This is a genomic window from Kitasatospora sp. MAA19 (genome assembly GCF_029894125.1).
GTDB lineage: Bacteria > Actinomycetota > Actinomycetes > Streptomycetales > Streptomycetaceae > Kitasatospora.
Map to the genome: position 1 here is coordinate 269,671 of NZ_JARXYZ010000006.1, position 13,293 is coordinate 282,963.

Annotated in this window: 14 protein-coding genes and 2 pseudogenes; 10 read left to right on the top strand and 6 right to left on the bottom strand. The window is 71.9% G+C overall.

Going from position 1 to position 13,293, the window contains the following annotated elements:
* Positions 1 to 334 precede the first annotated feature (334 nt).
* Positions 335 to 1,231 (bottom strand): LysR substrate-binding domain-containing protein, encoded by an 897-nt coding sequence (locus tag P3T27_RS13265; RefSeq protein ID WP_280677780.1) that lies wholly within the window; start codon positions 1,229 to 1,231, stop codon positions 335 to 337.
* A 65-nt stretch (positions 1,232 to 1,296) separates the two neighbouring features.
* On the opposite strand from P3T27_RS13265, the gene P3T27_RS13270 reads away from it, so the two are divergent.
* From P3T27_RS13270 to P3T27_RS13280, 3 genes and pseudogenes are all read left to right on the top strand, one after another.
* Positions 1,297 to 2,091, top strand: coding sequence for an NAD(P)-dependent oxidoreductase (locus P3T27_RS13270; RefSeq protein ID WP_280677782.1), 795 nt, complete (start codon positions 1,297 to 1,299; stop codon positions 2,089 to 2,091).
* A gap of 916 nt (positions 2,092 to 3,007) precedes the next feature.
* Positions 3,008 to 3,600, top strand: a pseudogene (locus P3T27_RS13275) (IS5 family transposase); the annotation flags it as partial.
* Positions 3,601 to 3,662: 62 nt separating this feature from the next.
* Positions 3,663 to 4,580: a chromosome condensation regulator gene (locus P3T27_RS13280; protein ID WP_280677784.1), complete on the top strand. Its 918-nt coding sequence runs from the start codon at positions 3,663 to 3,665 to the stop codon at positions 4,578 to 4,580.
* A gap of 252 nt (positions 4,581 to 4,832) precedes the next feature.
* Here the strand turns inward: P3T27_RS13280 and P3T27_RS13285 are convergent, their stop codons facing one another.
* The gene (locus P3T27_RS13285) at positions 4,833 to 6,149 is read right to left on the bottom strand and encodes an MFS transporter (RefSeq protein WP_280677786.1); all 1,317 of its coding nucleotides are present in this window, start codon (positions 6,147 to 6,149) and stop codon (positions 4,833 to 4,835) included.
* A gap of 108 nt (positions 6,150 to 6,257) precedes the next feature.
* On the opposite strand from P3T27_RS13285, the gene P3T27_RS13290 reads away from it, so the two are divergent.
* Both P3T27_RS13290 and P3T27_RS13295 read left to right on the top strand, forming a co-directional pair.
* Positions 6,258 to 6,467 carry a hypothetical protein gene (locus P3T27_RS13290; protein WP_280677788.1) on the top strand — a complete coding sequence of 70 codons (210 nt, stop codon included), beginning with the start codon at positions 6,258 to 6,260 and terminating at the stop codon, positions 6,465 to 6,467.
* Between the two features lie 188 nt (positions 6,468 to 6,655).
* Positions 6,656 to 7,702, top strand: a complete 1,047-nt coding sequence (locus P3T27_RS13295; protein WP_280677790.1) for an aminoglycoside phosphotransferase family protein — start codon at positions 6,656 to 6,658, stop codon at positions 7,700 to 7,702.
* 33 nt (positions 7,703 to 7,735) lie between these two features.
* On the opposite strand, the gene P3T27_RS13300 is transcribed toward P3T27_RS13295, so the two are convergent.
* The 4 genes from P3T27_RS13300 to P3T27_RS13315 form a co-directional block, all read right to left on the bottom strand.
* Complete coding sequence (locus tag P3T27_RS13300) at positions 7,736 to 8,869, bottom strand: NAD(P)/FAD-dependent oxidoreductase (protein WP_280677792.1); 1,134 nt, start codon at positions 8,867 to 8,869, stop codon at positions 7,736 to 7,738.
* A gap of 177 nt (positions 8,870 to 9,046) precedes the next feature.
* On the bottom strand, positions 9,047 to 9,238 hold the full coding sequence (locus P3T27_RS13305) for a hypothetical protein (protein ID WP_280677794.1): 192 nt from the start codon (positions 9,236 to 9,238) through the stop codon (positions 9,047 to 9,049).
* Entirely contained in the window at positions 9,235 to 9,561 is a 327-nt protein-coding gene (locus P3T27_RS13310) for a hypothetical protein (protein WP_280677795.1), read from the bottom strand. The genes P3T27_RS13305 and P3T27_RS13310 overlap by 4 nt, the downstream gene beginning before the upstream one ends.
* The gene (locus P3T27_RS13315) at positions 9,558 to 9,998 is read right to left on the bottom strand and encodes an ATP-binding protein (protein WP_280677797.1); all 441 of its coding nucleotides are present in this window, start codon (positions 9,996 to 9,998) and stop codon (positions 9,558 to 9,560) included. The genes P3T27_RS13310 and P3T27_RS13315 overlap by 4 nt, the downstream gene beginning before the upstream one ends.
* 216 nt (positions 9,999 to 10,214) lie before the next feature.
* Here P3T27_RS13315 and P3T27_RS13320 point away from each other — a divergent pair, with 216 nt between their 5' ends.
* From P3T27_RS13320 to P3T27_RS13340, 5 genes and pseudogenes are all read left to right on the top strand, one after another.
* Entirely contained in the window at positions 10,215 to 11,075 is an 861-nt protein-coding gene (locus P3T27_RS13320; protein WP_280677799.1) for a helix-turn-helix transcriptional regulator, read from the top strand.
* Positions 11,050 to 11,238 (top strand): DUF397 domain-containing protein, encoded by a 189-nt coding sequence (locus P3T27_RS13325; protein WP_280677841.1) that lies wholly within the window; start codon positions 11,050 to 11,052, stop codon positions 11,236 to 11,238. The genes P3T27_RS13320 and P3T27_RS13325 overlap by 26 nt, the downstream gene beginning before the upstream one ends.
* Positions 11,239 to 11,390: 152 nt before the next feature.
* Positions 11,391 to 11,562, top strand: a pseudogene (locus P3T27_RS13330) (IS5/IS1182 family transposase); the annotation flags it as partial.
* Between the two features lie 176 nt (positions 11,563 to 11,738).
* Entirely contained in the window at positions 11,739 to 12,233 is a 495-nt protein-coding gene (locus P3T27_RS13335) for a hypothetical protein (protein ID WP_280677801.1), read from the top strand.
* Positions 12,234 to 12,441: 208 nt separating this feature from the next.
* The gene (locus tag P3T27_RS13340) at positions 12,442 to 13,272 is read left to right on the top strand and encodes a hypothetical protein (RefSeq protein ID WP_280677803.1); all 831 of its coding nucleotides are present in this window, start codon (positions 12,442 to 12,444) and stop codon (positions 13,270 to 13,272) included.
* Positions 13,273 to 13,293: the final 21 nt, after the last annotated feature.

A 13,293-nucleotide genomic window follows, 5' to 3' on the forward strand; every position in this document is an offset into this window, starting at 1 on the left:
TGCAGGTGAGTTGAGCGCTCGTCAGGTGCGGACTCGGTGCGGGGTCACCAGGTGGCGCCGCCGCCTTGGCGGGTGGTGGCGTCCCGTCCTCGGCCTTGGAGACCGCACCCGCGAGCGGTACCCGCCCCCCGCTGCCGGAGCGCGTCGCGGGGCCGCTCCCGTGGCGGTCGTGATCAGCGCTTCCGGCAAGGCCACTGCGGCCCCCGTGCCCAGCAACTCTCCGTTCGATCCGGGAGGGGAACATGGCACCGGTGCGTGTTGACGCGGCAGAGCACGCGGTGGCCTCGTAGCGGACGGCGGCATCGGTGACTGACCGGCGCTTTTGACGCACGCCCTAGCCAGGGGTCCCGGCCGCCTCCCTCAGGAGGGCCTCGAAAGCCGCCACCGCCGGCGGCAGTCGCCGGCCCCGCCGGGTGGCGGTGTAGACGTGCCGCACCGGGGTGTCGTCCGGGTGCAGGGGGATGAGGGCGAGGTCGGGGCGGGCGGCGCGGGCGGCCAGGGAGGGGATGAGGGTGGGGCCCAGTCCTGCTGCGACCAGGCCGAGTTTGGCGGTCCAGGCGGCGACCGCGTACTCGATGCGGGGTTGGAAGCCGCTGCGGAGGCAGGCGGCGAGGAGGGTGCTCTCGGCGTTGCGGCGGGCGGCGATCCAGGGTTCGTCGGCGAGTTCGGCCAGCCGCAGGCGGCGGCGCCGGGCGAGGCGGTGGCCGCGCGGGAGGGCGACCAGCACCGGGTCATCCAGCAGCAGCCGGTAGTCGAACTGCTCGGTTTCATCGGCGGGTTCGGTGTACGAGGCGATCAGGGCGAGGTCGATCGCACCGCCGCTCAGCAGGTCCAGCAGGTGCGCGGAGAGTCCCTCGGTGAGGCTGACCGCGACGTCCGGGTGGGCGGCGCGGAAGGCCGCAAGGGCGCCGGGGACGAGGGCGGCGTTGGCGCTGTCGAAGGCGCCGACCCGCAGCCGCCCGGCGGTGAGGTCGGTGAGCGCGGCGAGGTCGCGCCGGGTGGTGTCGAGCCGTTCCAGGATCGCCTCGGCGTGCGGCAGCAGTGCGCGGCCGTGCTCGGTCAGCCGCACCCCGCGGGCCAGCCGGTCGAACAGTGGTGTGCCCAGCTCGCCTTCCAGGGTGGCGATCTGCCGGGAGATCGCGGACTGGGTGAAGCCCAGCCGCTCCCCGGCGGCGGTGAAGGAGCCCAGGTGCGCGACGGTGCGGAAGACGTCCAGCCAAGCCATGTCCATTCCGCATGACTATCATGCAAGACATTCGCTTGTCGCCTGTCTCGTGGCTGCCTAGCGTGGTGGCCATGGAGAAGATCGCTTTTCTGGGGCTGGGCCGGATGGGCCTGCCGATGGCCCGTCGACTCGCCGCCGCCGGCCACCCGTTGACCGTCTGGAACCGCTCCCCCGGCCGCGCCGGGGGCCTCGCCGGGGCCACCGAGGCCACCACCCCGGTCGAGGCCGTGCGCGGCGCGGACGTCGTCGTCACCATGCTGTCCACCCCGGCGGCCGTCGCCGAGGTGGCCGACCGGTTCACGACGGGGCTCGCGCCGGGCGCGCTGTGGATCGACATGTCCTCGATCGGCCCGCGGGCCACCGCCGAACTGCGCGCCCGACTTCCGTACGGCGTCGCCCTGGTGGACGCGCCGGTGATCGGCAGCGTGGGCCCGGCGGCCACCGGCGACCTGGTGGTCTTCGCGGGCGGCGAGGACGCCGACCTGGACCGCGCGCAGCCCGTCCTGGAGCGCTTGGGCCGGGTGCGGCGCTGCGGCGGCCCGGGGGCGGGTGCGGCGCTGAAGGTGGTGGTGATCGGCGCGATCGTCGCCTCCGTCACCGTCGTCGGTGAAATCCTCGCGGTGGCAGATGAGTTGGGCGTGCCGCGGGAGCAGGCGCGGGAGGTGCTGTCGGCCGGGCCGCTCGCGGGGGTGGTGGCCCGGGCGCACAGCACGGAGTCGGACTTCCCGGTCCGCCTGGCCGCCAAGGACCTCGCCCTGGCGGGCGGCGGACCGGTGCTGTCGGCGGCCCGCGAGGTGCTGCTGGCGGACCCGTCGATCGCCGAGCAGGACCTGTCGGCGGTGGTGGACGCCCTGCGGCGGGGGTAGGCCCGCCGCAGGGTTCAGGTGCCGGGCAGGTCCTGGCCGGCCTCGTGGTGGACGTGGATGTCGCCGTGCATCGCGGTGTACACGGTGCCGTGGCCGCCCGCGGTGTTGTTCCGGGTGGATCCCGGGGGCTCGGATTGGACACCTGGCTCGCCGCGAACCGCTCCCGCTACGAGATCAAACCGTTCCTCGACTGGGCCGCCCGACGCGGCCTCACCGCCCCGCACACGGTCGCCGCGCCACCCACCGCCACCTCCGCCGCGGTCCTCACGGAGGAAGAACGCTGGCAACAGCTCCGCCGCTGCCCCACCGACACCGCCCTACCGCTGGAGGTCCGCGTCGCCGGCTCCCCCGTCCTCCTCTACGGCATCCCCGGCGAACGCCTGCGACACCTGACCACCGACCAGATCCACGGCACCAATGGGAAAGACGTTCCTCCGGCTCGGCCAAGCGAGACTGTGGATCCCACCCCGCCTGGCCGAACTCCTTCACCAACCTTGCCGACGCGCCACGCCAGCGCTCTGCCCTGGTCCGAACCCTCACCGGCCAAACCCCGTGGCTGTTCCCCGGCGTCGTGCCTGGTCACCCACTCAGCCGCAAAGCGTTCAACGACCGGCTCGTACGTCAGGGCGTCCATACCAGAGCGGCGCGCACCGCAGCCCTGATCGCCCTCGCCACCGACCTGCCCGCACCAGTGCTGGCCGACCTCCTCGACGTCCACATCCACACCGCACTGAAGTGGGCCCGTCACGCTCAACGCGACTGGACCACCTACCTCACCCGCGCGTGCCGCCGGCCTCGCCGACACTGCGGAACCAGGTCGGCCATGAACGTCAGCCTCCTCTGGCGGCCGGGCCGTTCAGTCCGGGAAGGAAGCGGGCTTGACGCGATGCACTTGAGCGCTTCGATCGGGAACCGTCGCCAGTGGAACGAGGCCGGGGTCTGCAGCGCCTGCACGAGATGCTGCTGGCCGAACTGCGGGCGGCCGGCATCCTGGATCTGTCCCGGGCGTCGGTCGACTCGAGCCATCTGCGGGCGATGAGAGGTGGTGCGGCCACCGGCCCGTCCCCGGTGGACCGGGGCAAGACCGGCAGCAAGCACCACGTGATCGTCGAGGCCCACGGCATCCCGCTGGCCGCCACGCTGACCGGCGGCAACCGCAACGACGTGACCCAACTGATCCCACTGATCCGAGCCGTCCCGCCGATCCGAGGCAAACGCGGCCAACCGCTGCGCCGCCCGAAGCACCTCTACGCCGACCGCGGCTACGACCACGAGAGCTACCGCGACCAGGCCCGGCGGTTCGAAATCACCCCGCACACCGCCCGACGCGGCACCGAACGCGGCTCCGGACTCGGCGTACACCGCTGGATCGTGGAAGGCGCCATCGCACTACTGCACTGGTTCCGCCGCCTACGCATCCGCTGGGAGATCCGCGACGACATCCACCAGGCCTTCATCACACTCGGTTGTGCCGTCATCTGCTGGCGACGACTGAGGACCCCGCACTGATTCCAGTCCAAAGTAAGGTGGACTTCCATGTCTCGAACTCGCGCCAAGCACAAGGAGGCGGAATGCTCGCCAACTCGTCGGCGCTGGCGGCCGGAAGGCGTCATTCGGTCGGACGGCGCTGGGACGGAACCGTTCTCGCCGTGGGCAATACCGCAGCCGCTGAATGTCGTGTCGAGCGATGGGAAGACGTCGTCGCGGTGGCAGCTGGCAACGTCCATACCGCGACGAACACGGGCAGGTCTCATACGGTGGGACTCCGGTCGGACGGCACGGTGCTGGCAACGGGGTGGAATGGCGATGGGCAATGCGATGTCGCCGGATGGCGAGGCGTCACGGCCGTGGCCGCAGGCTGGCGCCGCACGCTCGGGCTACTCGCGAATGGCCGCGTGCTAGCAGTTGGCCGGAGTTCGGAAGGACAGTGCGACGTGCAGTCCTGGCGCGAGATGGTCGTCCTCTCGTGTGGTGACTGGCACTCGGTCGGTGTCCGGTCGGACGGTTCCGCACTGGCCGCGGGGAACAACCGACGACGGCAGTGTGCCGTTGAAGGGTGGCGTGACCTGGCCGCCATTTCGGCCGGGTATCTCCATACCGTCGGCCTCGGAGCCGACGGACGGGCAGTAGCGACCGGAGACCGGGCAACTGGGGCGTGCGAGGTCGATGAGTGGGAAGACGTGGTGGCGCTCGACGCGGGCAGCCACCACACCGTCGGAGTCACTGCGTCCGGACGGGTCCTCGCAACGGGAGACAACAGCTTCGGACAGTGCGAAGTCGGCGATTGGCGCGACATTGTCGCCGTGGCGGCCGGTTCAACGCACACCCTTGGCCTGCGTGCCAACGGCACAGTCGTGACCGCAGGGAACAATGCCGACAGACAGTGCGAAGTCGATGCCTGGTCCGGAGTCCAGCTTCCACAGGCCTCCGGGCCGCGCCGACGCGAACTCACATGCCGTCATTCCCGAGCCCCAGAGACCTCATTCTGATTCCAGTCCTAAGACCAGCCCGCCGTCCTCGGCCCGGTCCTCAACGCCGTCGCCCTGTGGAACACCCGCTACCCGGACGCCGCCCTCGCCCGGCTCCGCACCGAGGGCCACGACGTCAAGGACTTCCGGGACCCCGGCGCCATCGAGGACGACGCCGACGAAGGCTGAGCGCCGGTCAGTACCCGTTTCCGAGCCTGGCCGGCGGCTTTCGGTCCTTGGAGGTGCTGGGCGGCCGGGAGCTTCACCTATGTGTCATCGAGGTACCGCTCGGCCGTCTGCCTCGGTGCCGCCGTCGGCGAGCAGATCGTCCGGAGCCAGGGAGCGGATGCGCGGTATCGGTGAGGGGAGCAGCCAGAGCAGCGACAGCGCTCCTCCGACGGCAGCGGTGATCAGGGTGGTCCTGAGTCCGATGTGGGTGGCGAGCATGCCCCCGGTGATGGCGCCGATGGAGCGTATGCCGTAGTTGACCGTGCTGTAGGCGCCGGCCACGCGACTGCGCATGCCGTCCGGTATCACCGCGGCTTGCAGGGAGTTGAGGTTGACGTCGAACAGCATCACGCCGATTCCGGCGAGGAACTCCGCAACGCCCAGGGCGCCTGCGCGGGCCCATGTGGGGCCGCTCGCGGTGGCGGCGATGGCGATGGGGGCCGGGAAGAGTACGGCGCCTGCCGCGATGCCGCGTCCCACGCCGATCCGTCGCGAGATCTTCGGGGCTATCACCGCGCCCGCGAGAGCTCCGGTTGATCCGATTCCGAATGCCAGTCCGATGGTCCCTGCGGACAGGCCGAGCACCCGGTCGGCGAACAGGACGGTCAAGCCGGTGCCTGACACGAAAGTGAAGAAGTTGACGGTCGTCGCGCAGCCGAGGCTCGCCCGCAGGACCGGGTGACGGACGACGAAGACCAGCCCCTCTCCGGCCCGCCGCAGCAGCGAGGGTCCTGCCGTCTCACCGTCGGCGATGGCTGGTTCGTCGACCCGGATCGGCCCGAGCAGGGCGGCCGAGGCCAGGAAGGACAGGGCATCGGCGATCACGGCGACGGGCGCGGTCAGGGCCTGGACGAGTGCGCCGCCCACCGCGGGGCCGAGGACAAAGGAAGCGGATCGGCTGGCGCCGAGCTTGCTGTTCGCGTCGACGTAGGACGAGCGTGGTACGAGGTGGGCGAAGAAGGGCGGATAGGCGGTGTTGAACAGCACCGCCGCGGCGCCGGTCAGCACCGCCACGGCATACAACTGGAGAAGCGTCACGGTGCCCAACAGGTATGCGGCGGGCAGGGTGAGCAGCACGCACGCGCGTATCAGATCGGCGAGGATCATCAGGCGGCGCTTGTGGACGCGGTGGTCGACCCAGGCGCCCAGCACGATGGCGAGGAGATTCGGGGCCCAGGCAAGCGCGGTCAGCCACGCGACCTGGCCGGCCGAGGCGTGCAGCGCCGCCACGGCGATCAGGGGTAACGCCAGTTCGGAGATCCGGTCGCCGAACTGCGAAACCGACTGCCCGGCCCAGAAGCGGACGAAGCGCCGATCCCGCCACAGTGATAGCGAAGGGGCCGTGTCCTGGGGGGAGTTCACGCCGTGTCGCCCGTCCGCTCCTGGGCGGCCTCCGGCAGGACGTAGCGCAGCAGCCGGACGCCACGGCTGCCGCTCGGCCGCTGTCGGCAGCGGCGAGATCGGGTGGGCGTGGACGTCGACGAAGGCGATCGCGCGCAGCGTGCCGACGTCGGTGAGCCGTTGGGCGATGCGGGCGGTGGCCTCGTGGGCGAAGAGGTCGGCGAGGTAGCCGGCGTGGTCGTCGTCCAGGGACAGGCGGGCCAGGCCGGCGCGCACGGCCGCCAGGGCGTCGGGACCGGATGTGACGGCCGGACAGGGGCCTTGGGGGAACCGGTGTGACGGCGGGTGGGCGGCGTTCGTATCCTTCGTCGGATGAGCGCCTTCGAACCGCTGTCCGAGCCGCGCGGGCCGGCCGTCCCCCCACCGGGGCCGCCAGGGACCTCCGGCTGCGGCGACCGTATCCGCCCGCGCCGGACCCCGTACCGCCTGCGCCCGCGCCCGGTGCACTCCCCCGCCGGGCGGCGCCCGTGAACGGGGACCGGGACCGGGACCGGGACCGGGACCGGGACTGGGCCGCCACTCTGCGGTGGGTGGAGCGCGGCCTTCCCCCCGGCCACCGCGTCCGGGCGGTCACCGAACTACGGGGCGGCTGGACCTCGCGGATGCGGCGCCTGGACATCGACACCGGCAACGGCCCGGGGGCCGGCCCGGATCCGGACACGGACGCGGGCGCGGGCGCGGGGGTGGCCGCGGACGCGGCCTCGGGCGGGTACGCGCTGGTGCTGCGCTCGTTCGTCAAGCCCTTCTACCGGCGCCACGCGCCCGCCCTGCTGACCCGTGAGGCCGGTGTGCTGCGGCTGCTCGCGGACGGCGGCGTGCCGGCGGCGCGGCTGCACGCCCTGGACGCGGCGGGCGAGTTCTGCGACCACCCGTCGCTGGTGATGTCGCTGCTGCCCGGCGGTGTGCGGGTGGCGCAGGACGGAGACGTGGAGCGCCGGGCCGCCCTGCTGGCCGGTCAGCTGGCCGGCGTGCACGCCCTCGCGGTGGCGCCGCGCTCGCGGCCCCGTGCCTTCGAGGCGTGGACGGCGCCGGAGCGGGTGCGGGTGCCCGAGGCCACGGCGCGCCCCGGGGTGTGGCGGCGGGCGGTGGAGGTGATCCGCCGCGAGGTGCCCGCGCACCGGCCGTGCTTCCTGCACCGCGACTTCCACCCCGGCAACGTGCTGTTCACCGGGCAGGGCGCCGACCTGGCCGTCAGCGGGGTCGTGGACTGGGTGGAGACGTCCTGGGGCCCGGCCGACCTGGACGTGGCCCACTGCTCCACCGCCCTGGCCCTGCTGCACGGCGTGGACGCCGGCCTGGGCTTCGCCCCCCGCTACCTGGCGGCCGGCGGCACGCTGGAGGCGGATCCGGGCGCCCACCTGTACTGGCGGCTGCTGGACGCGCTGGCGTTCGCCCCGGACGCGGAGAAGGTCGCCGTGCCGTGGCGGGAGCTGGGGCGCACCGACCTGACGCCGGCCCTGCTGGGCCGGCGTCTGGAGGACTACCTGGAGGCGCTGCTCGACCAGTACGCCTGAGCGCCGCTCACCGTTCGGTTCCCGGTGGGCGGCTCACGAGGCCTGCCCGGCCCCGGTGAACGCGGCGATCAGGGCGTGGGGCGTGTCGTCGCCGTTGAGGAGCTCGTGCAGCTGCGCGCCCTCGGCGGCGGCTTCGGCGCCGCGGGGGAACATGGCCCGCTCGTACGCGGCGAGGGCGGCCTCGACGTCGCCGGGGTGCGCGGCGAGGGCCTGGCCGAGTTCGGCGCCGTCGAGCATGGCCAGGTTGGCGCCCTCGCCGTTGGGGGCCGCGAGGTGGGCGGCGTCGCCGAGCAGGGTCACCCCCGGCACCCGCTCCCACCGGTGGCCGATCGGCAGAGCGTAGTGGGGGCGCAGGAGCGGCGCGGTGTCGCCGTCGGTGATCAGCGCGGTGAGCTCCGGTGCCCAGCCGTCGAACTGCGCCGCGATCCGCGCCCTCGCCGCGGCGGCGTCGGTGAAGTCGACGGCGGCGAACCAGTCCTGCGTCCTGGCGAGCATCACGTAGGTGTGCAGGGTGTCGCCGCTCTCCCGGTGGGCGAAGATCTCCGCGCCCGGCGAGGGCGCCATCATCGACCCGCCGCCGACCGCCTTCGCGGCGGCCGGGTGGCGGGTGTCGGCGTCGAACAGGTAGGTCTCGACGAACGACGTGCCGGTGTACTCGGGGACGGCGGCGGACAGCAGCGGCCGCACCCGTGACCACGCGCCGTCCGCGCCGACCAGCAGGCCCGTGACGGCGGTGGTGCCGTCGGCGAACGTCACCTCGTGGCGGCCGGCTCCCAGGGCCCGGACGCCGGCGGCCTTGTGGCCCCACCGGACGGTGCCGGCCGGCAGCGAGTCGAGCAGCATCTGCCGCAGTTCGGCGCGCTGCACCTCGGGGCGCCCGCCCGTGCCGTCGTCGGCCTTGTCGAGCAGGACGCTCCCGTCCCGGTCGAGGATCCGCATCGCCTGGCGGCCCTCCAGGACGAGGGCGTCGAACTCGTCCATCAGGCCGGCCGCCCGGACGGCGAGCTGCCCGTTGTCGTCGTGGATGTCGAGCATCCCGCCCTGCGAACGCGCCGCCGGCGAGGCCTCCGCCTCGTAGACGGCGGCCGGGATGCCGTGGAGGTGCAGGACCCGGGCGAGGGTCAGCCCGCCGAGTCCGGCGCCGATGATCGTGATGTCGGTGGTCATGGTGGTTCCCTGCCTGTCGCGCGCCTGCCGGATGGGCACCCGGCCTGTCTCCGGAAAGGTCCCAGAGCCCACCGGCAGGCCGCTGACAGGCCACCGGCACCACACCCACAGCCCCGGCAGGCGACCGTCACCACGCCCGCGCCGCCCGGTCGCCCGGGGGCCGGGAGAGCCCAAGGCTCAGGCCGGGGGCCGCGCAGGCACGCGGTCCGCGACGGCCCGCAGCAGGGCGTGCGCGCTGCCGGGGGCGGCCGTCCAGCGCCGCACCTCGGCGCGGACGGCGCGACGGTGGGGGCTCAACGCCCGTACGGGGAGGGAGAACTGGCCGTGCAGGCACCACCACCGCACGGCCCGGTCGAGCGGGCGCCTCACGCCGGCTCCGGCGGGTCGCCGGCGACAGCGGCAGCGGTGTCGTCGGCGGGGCGCAGGTAGATCGGGTGGGCGTGCAGGCCGACGAAGGCGATCGCGCGCAGCGCGCCGACGTCGGTGAGCCGTTGGGCGATGCGGGCGGTGGCCTCGGGGGCGAAGAGGTCGGCGAGGCAGCCGGCGTGGTCGTCGTCCAGGGGCAGGTGGGCCAGGCCGGCGCGCACGGCCGCCAGGGCGTCGGCGAGCCTGGTGAAGGTGGCGGTCTCGGTGACGCCGCCGATCTCGACGGTGACGGGGTGCGGGTACTCGTGCGGCGGGGTCGTGGTCACGCGGCGGCGCCGGTCTGCGGTCCGAGGACCGCCCACACCGCCTTGCCGACCCCGCCCGGGCGGGGGCTGCAGCCCCACCGGAGGGCGAGTTCGGACACCAGCCACAGTCCCCGCCCGCACTGCTCGTCCGCGTTCGTGTGGCGCAGCACGGGCTGTTGGGTGCCGGCGTCGTGGACCTCCAGTCTGAGGTCGTCGGCCGAGAGGGCGAGGCGTACGTACAGCAGCCGGTCGCGCGGGGTGCGGGCGTGCTGGACGGCGTTGGTGACGAGTTCGCCGAGCACCAACTCGCCGGTGAAGCCGAACGGTTCGGTGCTGTTGTGGTCGTCGAGGAAGTCGCGCAGCAGCCCCCGGGCGGTGGGCACGGACTTCTTGTGGCGCGGCAGCCAGCAGGTGCACTCCCCCGCCGTCTCGGGCTGCTCCTTCAACATTTCGGACATGGCCTCACTCGTCTCGGGGTTGTCCGGGGTGCCGGAGTTCGGCCGCTCCGGCCCGCGCCGCCGGGCCGCTGGTTGATCGTTCGTCATGATGAGCCCTCTGTAGCACTTGATCGCCGCGCACAATCTCACTGTGCGTACATCAAGCGTCGCTCTGAGCGGCTACCCTGGGAAGGGTGACCACGTGTCACGCCACGATTGGGCACATGGAGGGTGAGCATGGGGTTCCAACCAAACGAGCTGGATCCCGGGCGGTCGGCGCGAGACCAGTTCGGTTGGGAGATGCGTGCCCATCGTGACCGAGCGCGTATGTCGCTCGACCAGCTTGCCAAGATCGTCAATATCTCGAAGGGCCATCTCGGGCGGGTCGAACGCGCCGAGTCGATGCCGCCGCCGGACCTGCCACGCATGCTGGACGCGGCATTCGGCACCGACGGCCGGTTCGACCGCGTCTACCAGTTGGCCAAGAACGAGAAGTTCCCCGGCAAGTACCGGCAGGCCATTCAGATCGAGGGACAGGCCGCCATCATCGAGGAGTACGCCGCTGCCACCATCCCAGGCCTGTTGCAAATTCCTTCCTTCGCCCGGTGCTCACTGCGTGCAGGCCAACAGCACGCTACCGAGGAAGAGATCAACGCACTGCTCGTCGCACGACTCGAACGCCAGAAGCGGTTGGATTCCACGACGCCTCCGCGCTGTTGGTTCATTCTGGACGAGGCGACGCTCCGGCGACCGGTCGGCGGGCTCCACGTGATGTGCGAGCAACTCGCCTCTCTCTCAGCCGAAAAACGCTCCTTCATCACGCTCCAAGTCCTGCCCTTCGCAGCCGGCGAACACCCAGAGATGGGCGGCTCCCTCATGCTGTACACCCTCCCAGCGGGCGGTGAGATCGCTTGGGCAGAAGGCGCGAAGAACGGTGAGGTCATCGACGAAATGCCCAGGGTCGCAGAACGGCGTGAGTCCTACGATCTACTGAGGGCCCAGGCCCTGTCGCCCCGGGACTCCCGGGCGATGATCAGGCTCATTCTGAAGGAGTACGGCCGTGCGAGCAGAAATGCAGGAGAAGTGGCGCAAGAGTAGCCACAGCAACAATGACGGCGGTGTCTGTGTCGAGGTCGACGACGCACACCCGGGCCGTGTCCGGGACTCCAAGGACCCCGACGGCCCCCGGCTGGCCTTCTCCCCCGACGCCTGGCGGTCCTTCGTGACGGCCGTGCGCGGCGGGGAGTTCGGCCAGGTCTGACGAACGGCGCATCCGGGCCCCTGCCGCTGCGGCAGGGGCCCGGACACTTCCACGGCTCCCCGAGGACGGCGGCATGACCGGCTCGGAATTGCCGAGGCCGCTGGATGGCGATGGCCCAGCAGGCGGGCGCTCGCGGCGGGGTCCGGGCCGCGGTCTGGGCCGACCAGGGCTTCGCCGGCCGCCTGGTCGGCTGGACCGCCCAGATTCTTGGCCGCGAGCTGGACATCGTCCGTAAAAACCCTGGCCAGCGCGGCTTCCAGGTCCAGCCCAAGCGGTGGGCGAGCGGACCTTCTCGTGGCTGACCGCGCCCGCCGCCTCGCCCGTGACGACGGGACCAGCCCGGCTCGCTCCGAGACCGTGATCCGTTGGGCGGTGACCGGCATCATGGTCCGCCGTCCCACCCGAGGGCAACCGGCCTCACGGCCTGGCCCGCGCTTGACAACGACGTACACCGCCGCCCCGTGACGAGCTGAAGGCACACGGCCTGGTTGGATGCAGGTATGAACAGCGGCAGCCATCAGGCATCGGGTCTCTCGAAGAGCGTCTGGAGCGATACCGACTTCGAGGAGATGGGCTGGCACGACGCCACCATCCACGGCCTGTATGTCCAGCAAACCGATGACATCCTGCCTCGGCTTCTGCTCGACCTCGACTACATCATCCGCTGGGTCCACCCAGTCCGGCCCGCGAAGAACTTCTTCTTCTGGATCGCCCCTGCGACGCTCGTCTTCGAAGACGTCTGGGACCTTGAGGGCGACCTTGGTTTCAAGGGCATGCACCCGGAACTGGAGATAGACGAGGTGCACCGGCTGGCGCCGGACGACGGCCGGCGGGATCTGCCGCAATGGCACGTCCAGGGCCACGCATTCGACCTGAAGTTCCGCGCGTCGGGCTTCCGCCAGTACTTCCGCCGTGCCCCGCAGCTCACGTCGACACAGGTCCTGTCCGACGCCGAGCGCGGAGGTTGCTGCTTCACCGAGGTCGGCTTCGGCTGAGCGAGTTCGGCACCCTGGCCTCGACCGGAAGCGGGCAACACCCAGGCCCGGCAAAGGCCACATGGCAGATCTCAAACGCCCACTGACAGGTGGTCTCGGCCGTTTGCCGGGTGAGTTCGGTGGACTGAGTGGCGGCCCTGACGCCGTCACCATGCCGGTGCCTCGAATTCCGTGGCGGTCCGGTACCGGTGGTGGTCATCCTGGACGGATGGGTGATCGTGCGAACGTTGTCGTTGTCCGCGAGAGCGGCGAGTACGAGCTGTACCTGTCGCGGTTCGGGGCGATAGGAATCGACCTCGACCTCCTGGCCGGGCCGGCGGAGGCTCTCTCGATGGCCCGGCACCTGAAAGCGGTCGACTGGTGGCTGGACGATGTGCACTGCCAGGGTGCGGCACTGCTCGACCTCGGCCGGAAGGTGCTGATGCTGTTCGCCTGGGAAGGGCCGAGCGCCGAGATGCGCCACAGGGCAGCCACCCTGGAACTGTTGCAGGAAGCATGGACGGGGTGGGAGGTCCGGTGGATGTACGACGGCCCGGCCGAGCTGCGGACGTACCTGGGGCTGGACCCCGGACACGTCCGTGCTCGTGGGAGCGGGCTTGCCGTGGGGCCGCTGCTCGAACCAGACGACGAGGAACTGGCGGACCCCGAGCCGATGCTTGCGGTGGTGACGGTCGGAACGGAGCACTGCTACGTGCTGGCGAACATCAGCGACCATCCGGTCCGGGAGGGGGCTGCACTGCTCGACCGCCTGGCGGGCGGCCCCGAGCACGGGGTCTGCCGGGCGCCGGCCGATGCCGGCATCCACGTTGATCCGCTGCGCCGGCGGGTGGGCTGGTGGGTGCTCGGGGCGTCGGCACAGGCCTACGAGATGCCGCAGCGATGGCCTGGTTGGACGGTGGAGTTCTGGCAGGACCGCTGGGAGGAGCACGTACTGACGGCGCCCGGACGCTTCTCGCCACCGCCGGTCGACCACGCAAGGGCGCTGGCGGACGTACGGAGCGCGGCCGAACGCCGTCGAGAGACACGGACACGCCCGTGAGCGACTGTGCCGACTCGTCGA

Coding starts and splice junctions, on each gene's coding strand:
- P3T27_RS13325 (WP_280677841.1), top strand. CDS start 11,050: ATGCAGGAGAAGTGGCGCAAGAGTAGCCACAGCAACAATGACGGCGGT.
- P3T27_RS13320 (WP_280677799.1), top strand. CDS start 10,215: ATGGGGTTCCAACCAAACGAGCTGGATCCCGGGCGGTCGGCGCGAGAC.
- P3T27_RS13265 (WP_280677780.1), bottom strand. CDS start 1,231: ATGGACATGGCTTGGCTGGACGTCTTCCGCACCGTCGCGCACCTGGGC.
- P3T27_RS13340 (WP_280677803.1), top strand. CDS start 12,442: ATGGGTGATCGTGCGAACGTTGTCGTTGTCCGCGAGAGCGGCGAGTAC.
- P3T27_RS13315 (WP_280677797.1), bottom strand. CDS start 9,998: ATGTCCGAAATGTTGAAGGAGCAGCCCGAGACGGCGGGGGAGTGCACC.
- P3T27_RS13335 (WP_280677801.1), top strand. CDS start 11,739: ATGAACAGCGGCAGCCATCAGGCATCGGGTCTCTCGAAGAGCGTCTGG.
- P3T27_RS13270 (WP_280677782.1), top strand. CDS start 1,297: ATGGAGAAGATCGCTTTTCTGGGGCTGGGCCGGATGGGCCTGCCGATG.
- P3T27_RS13280 (WP_280677784.1), top strand. CDS start 3,663: ATGCTCGCCAACTCGTCGGCGCTGGCGGCCGGAAGGCGTCATTCGGTC.
- P3T27_RS13300 (WP_280677792.1), bottom strand. CDS start 8,869: ATGACCACCGACATCACGATCATCGGCGCCGGACTCGGCGGGCTGACC.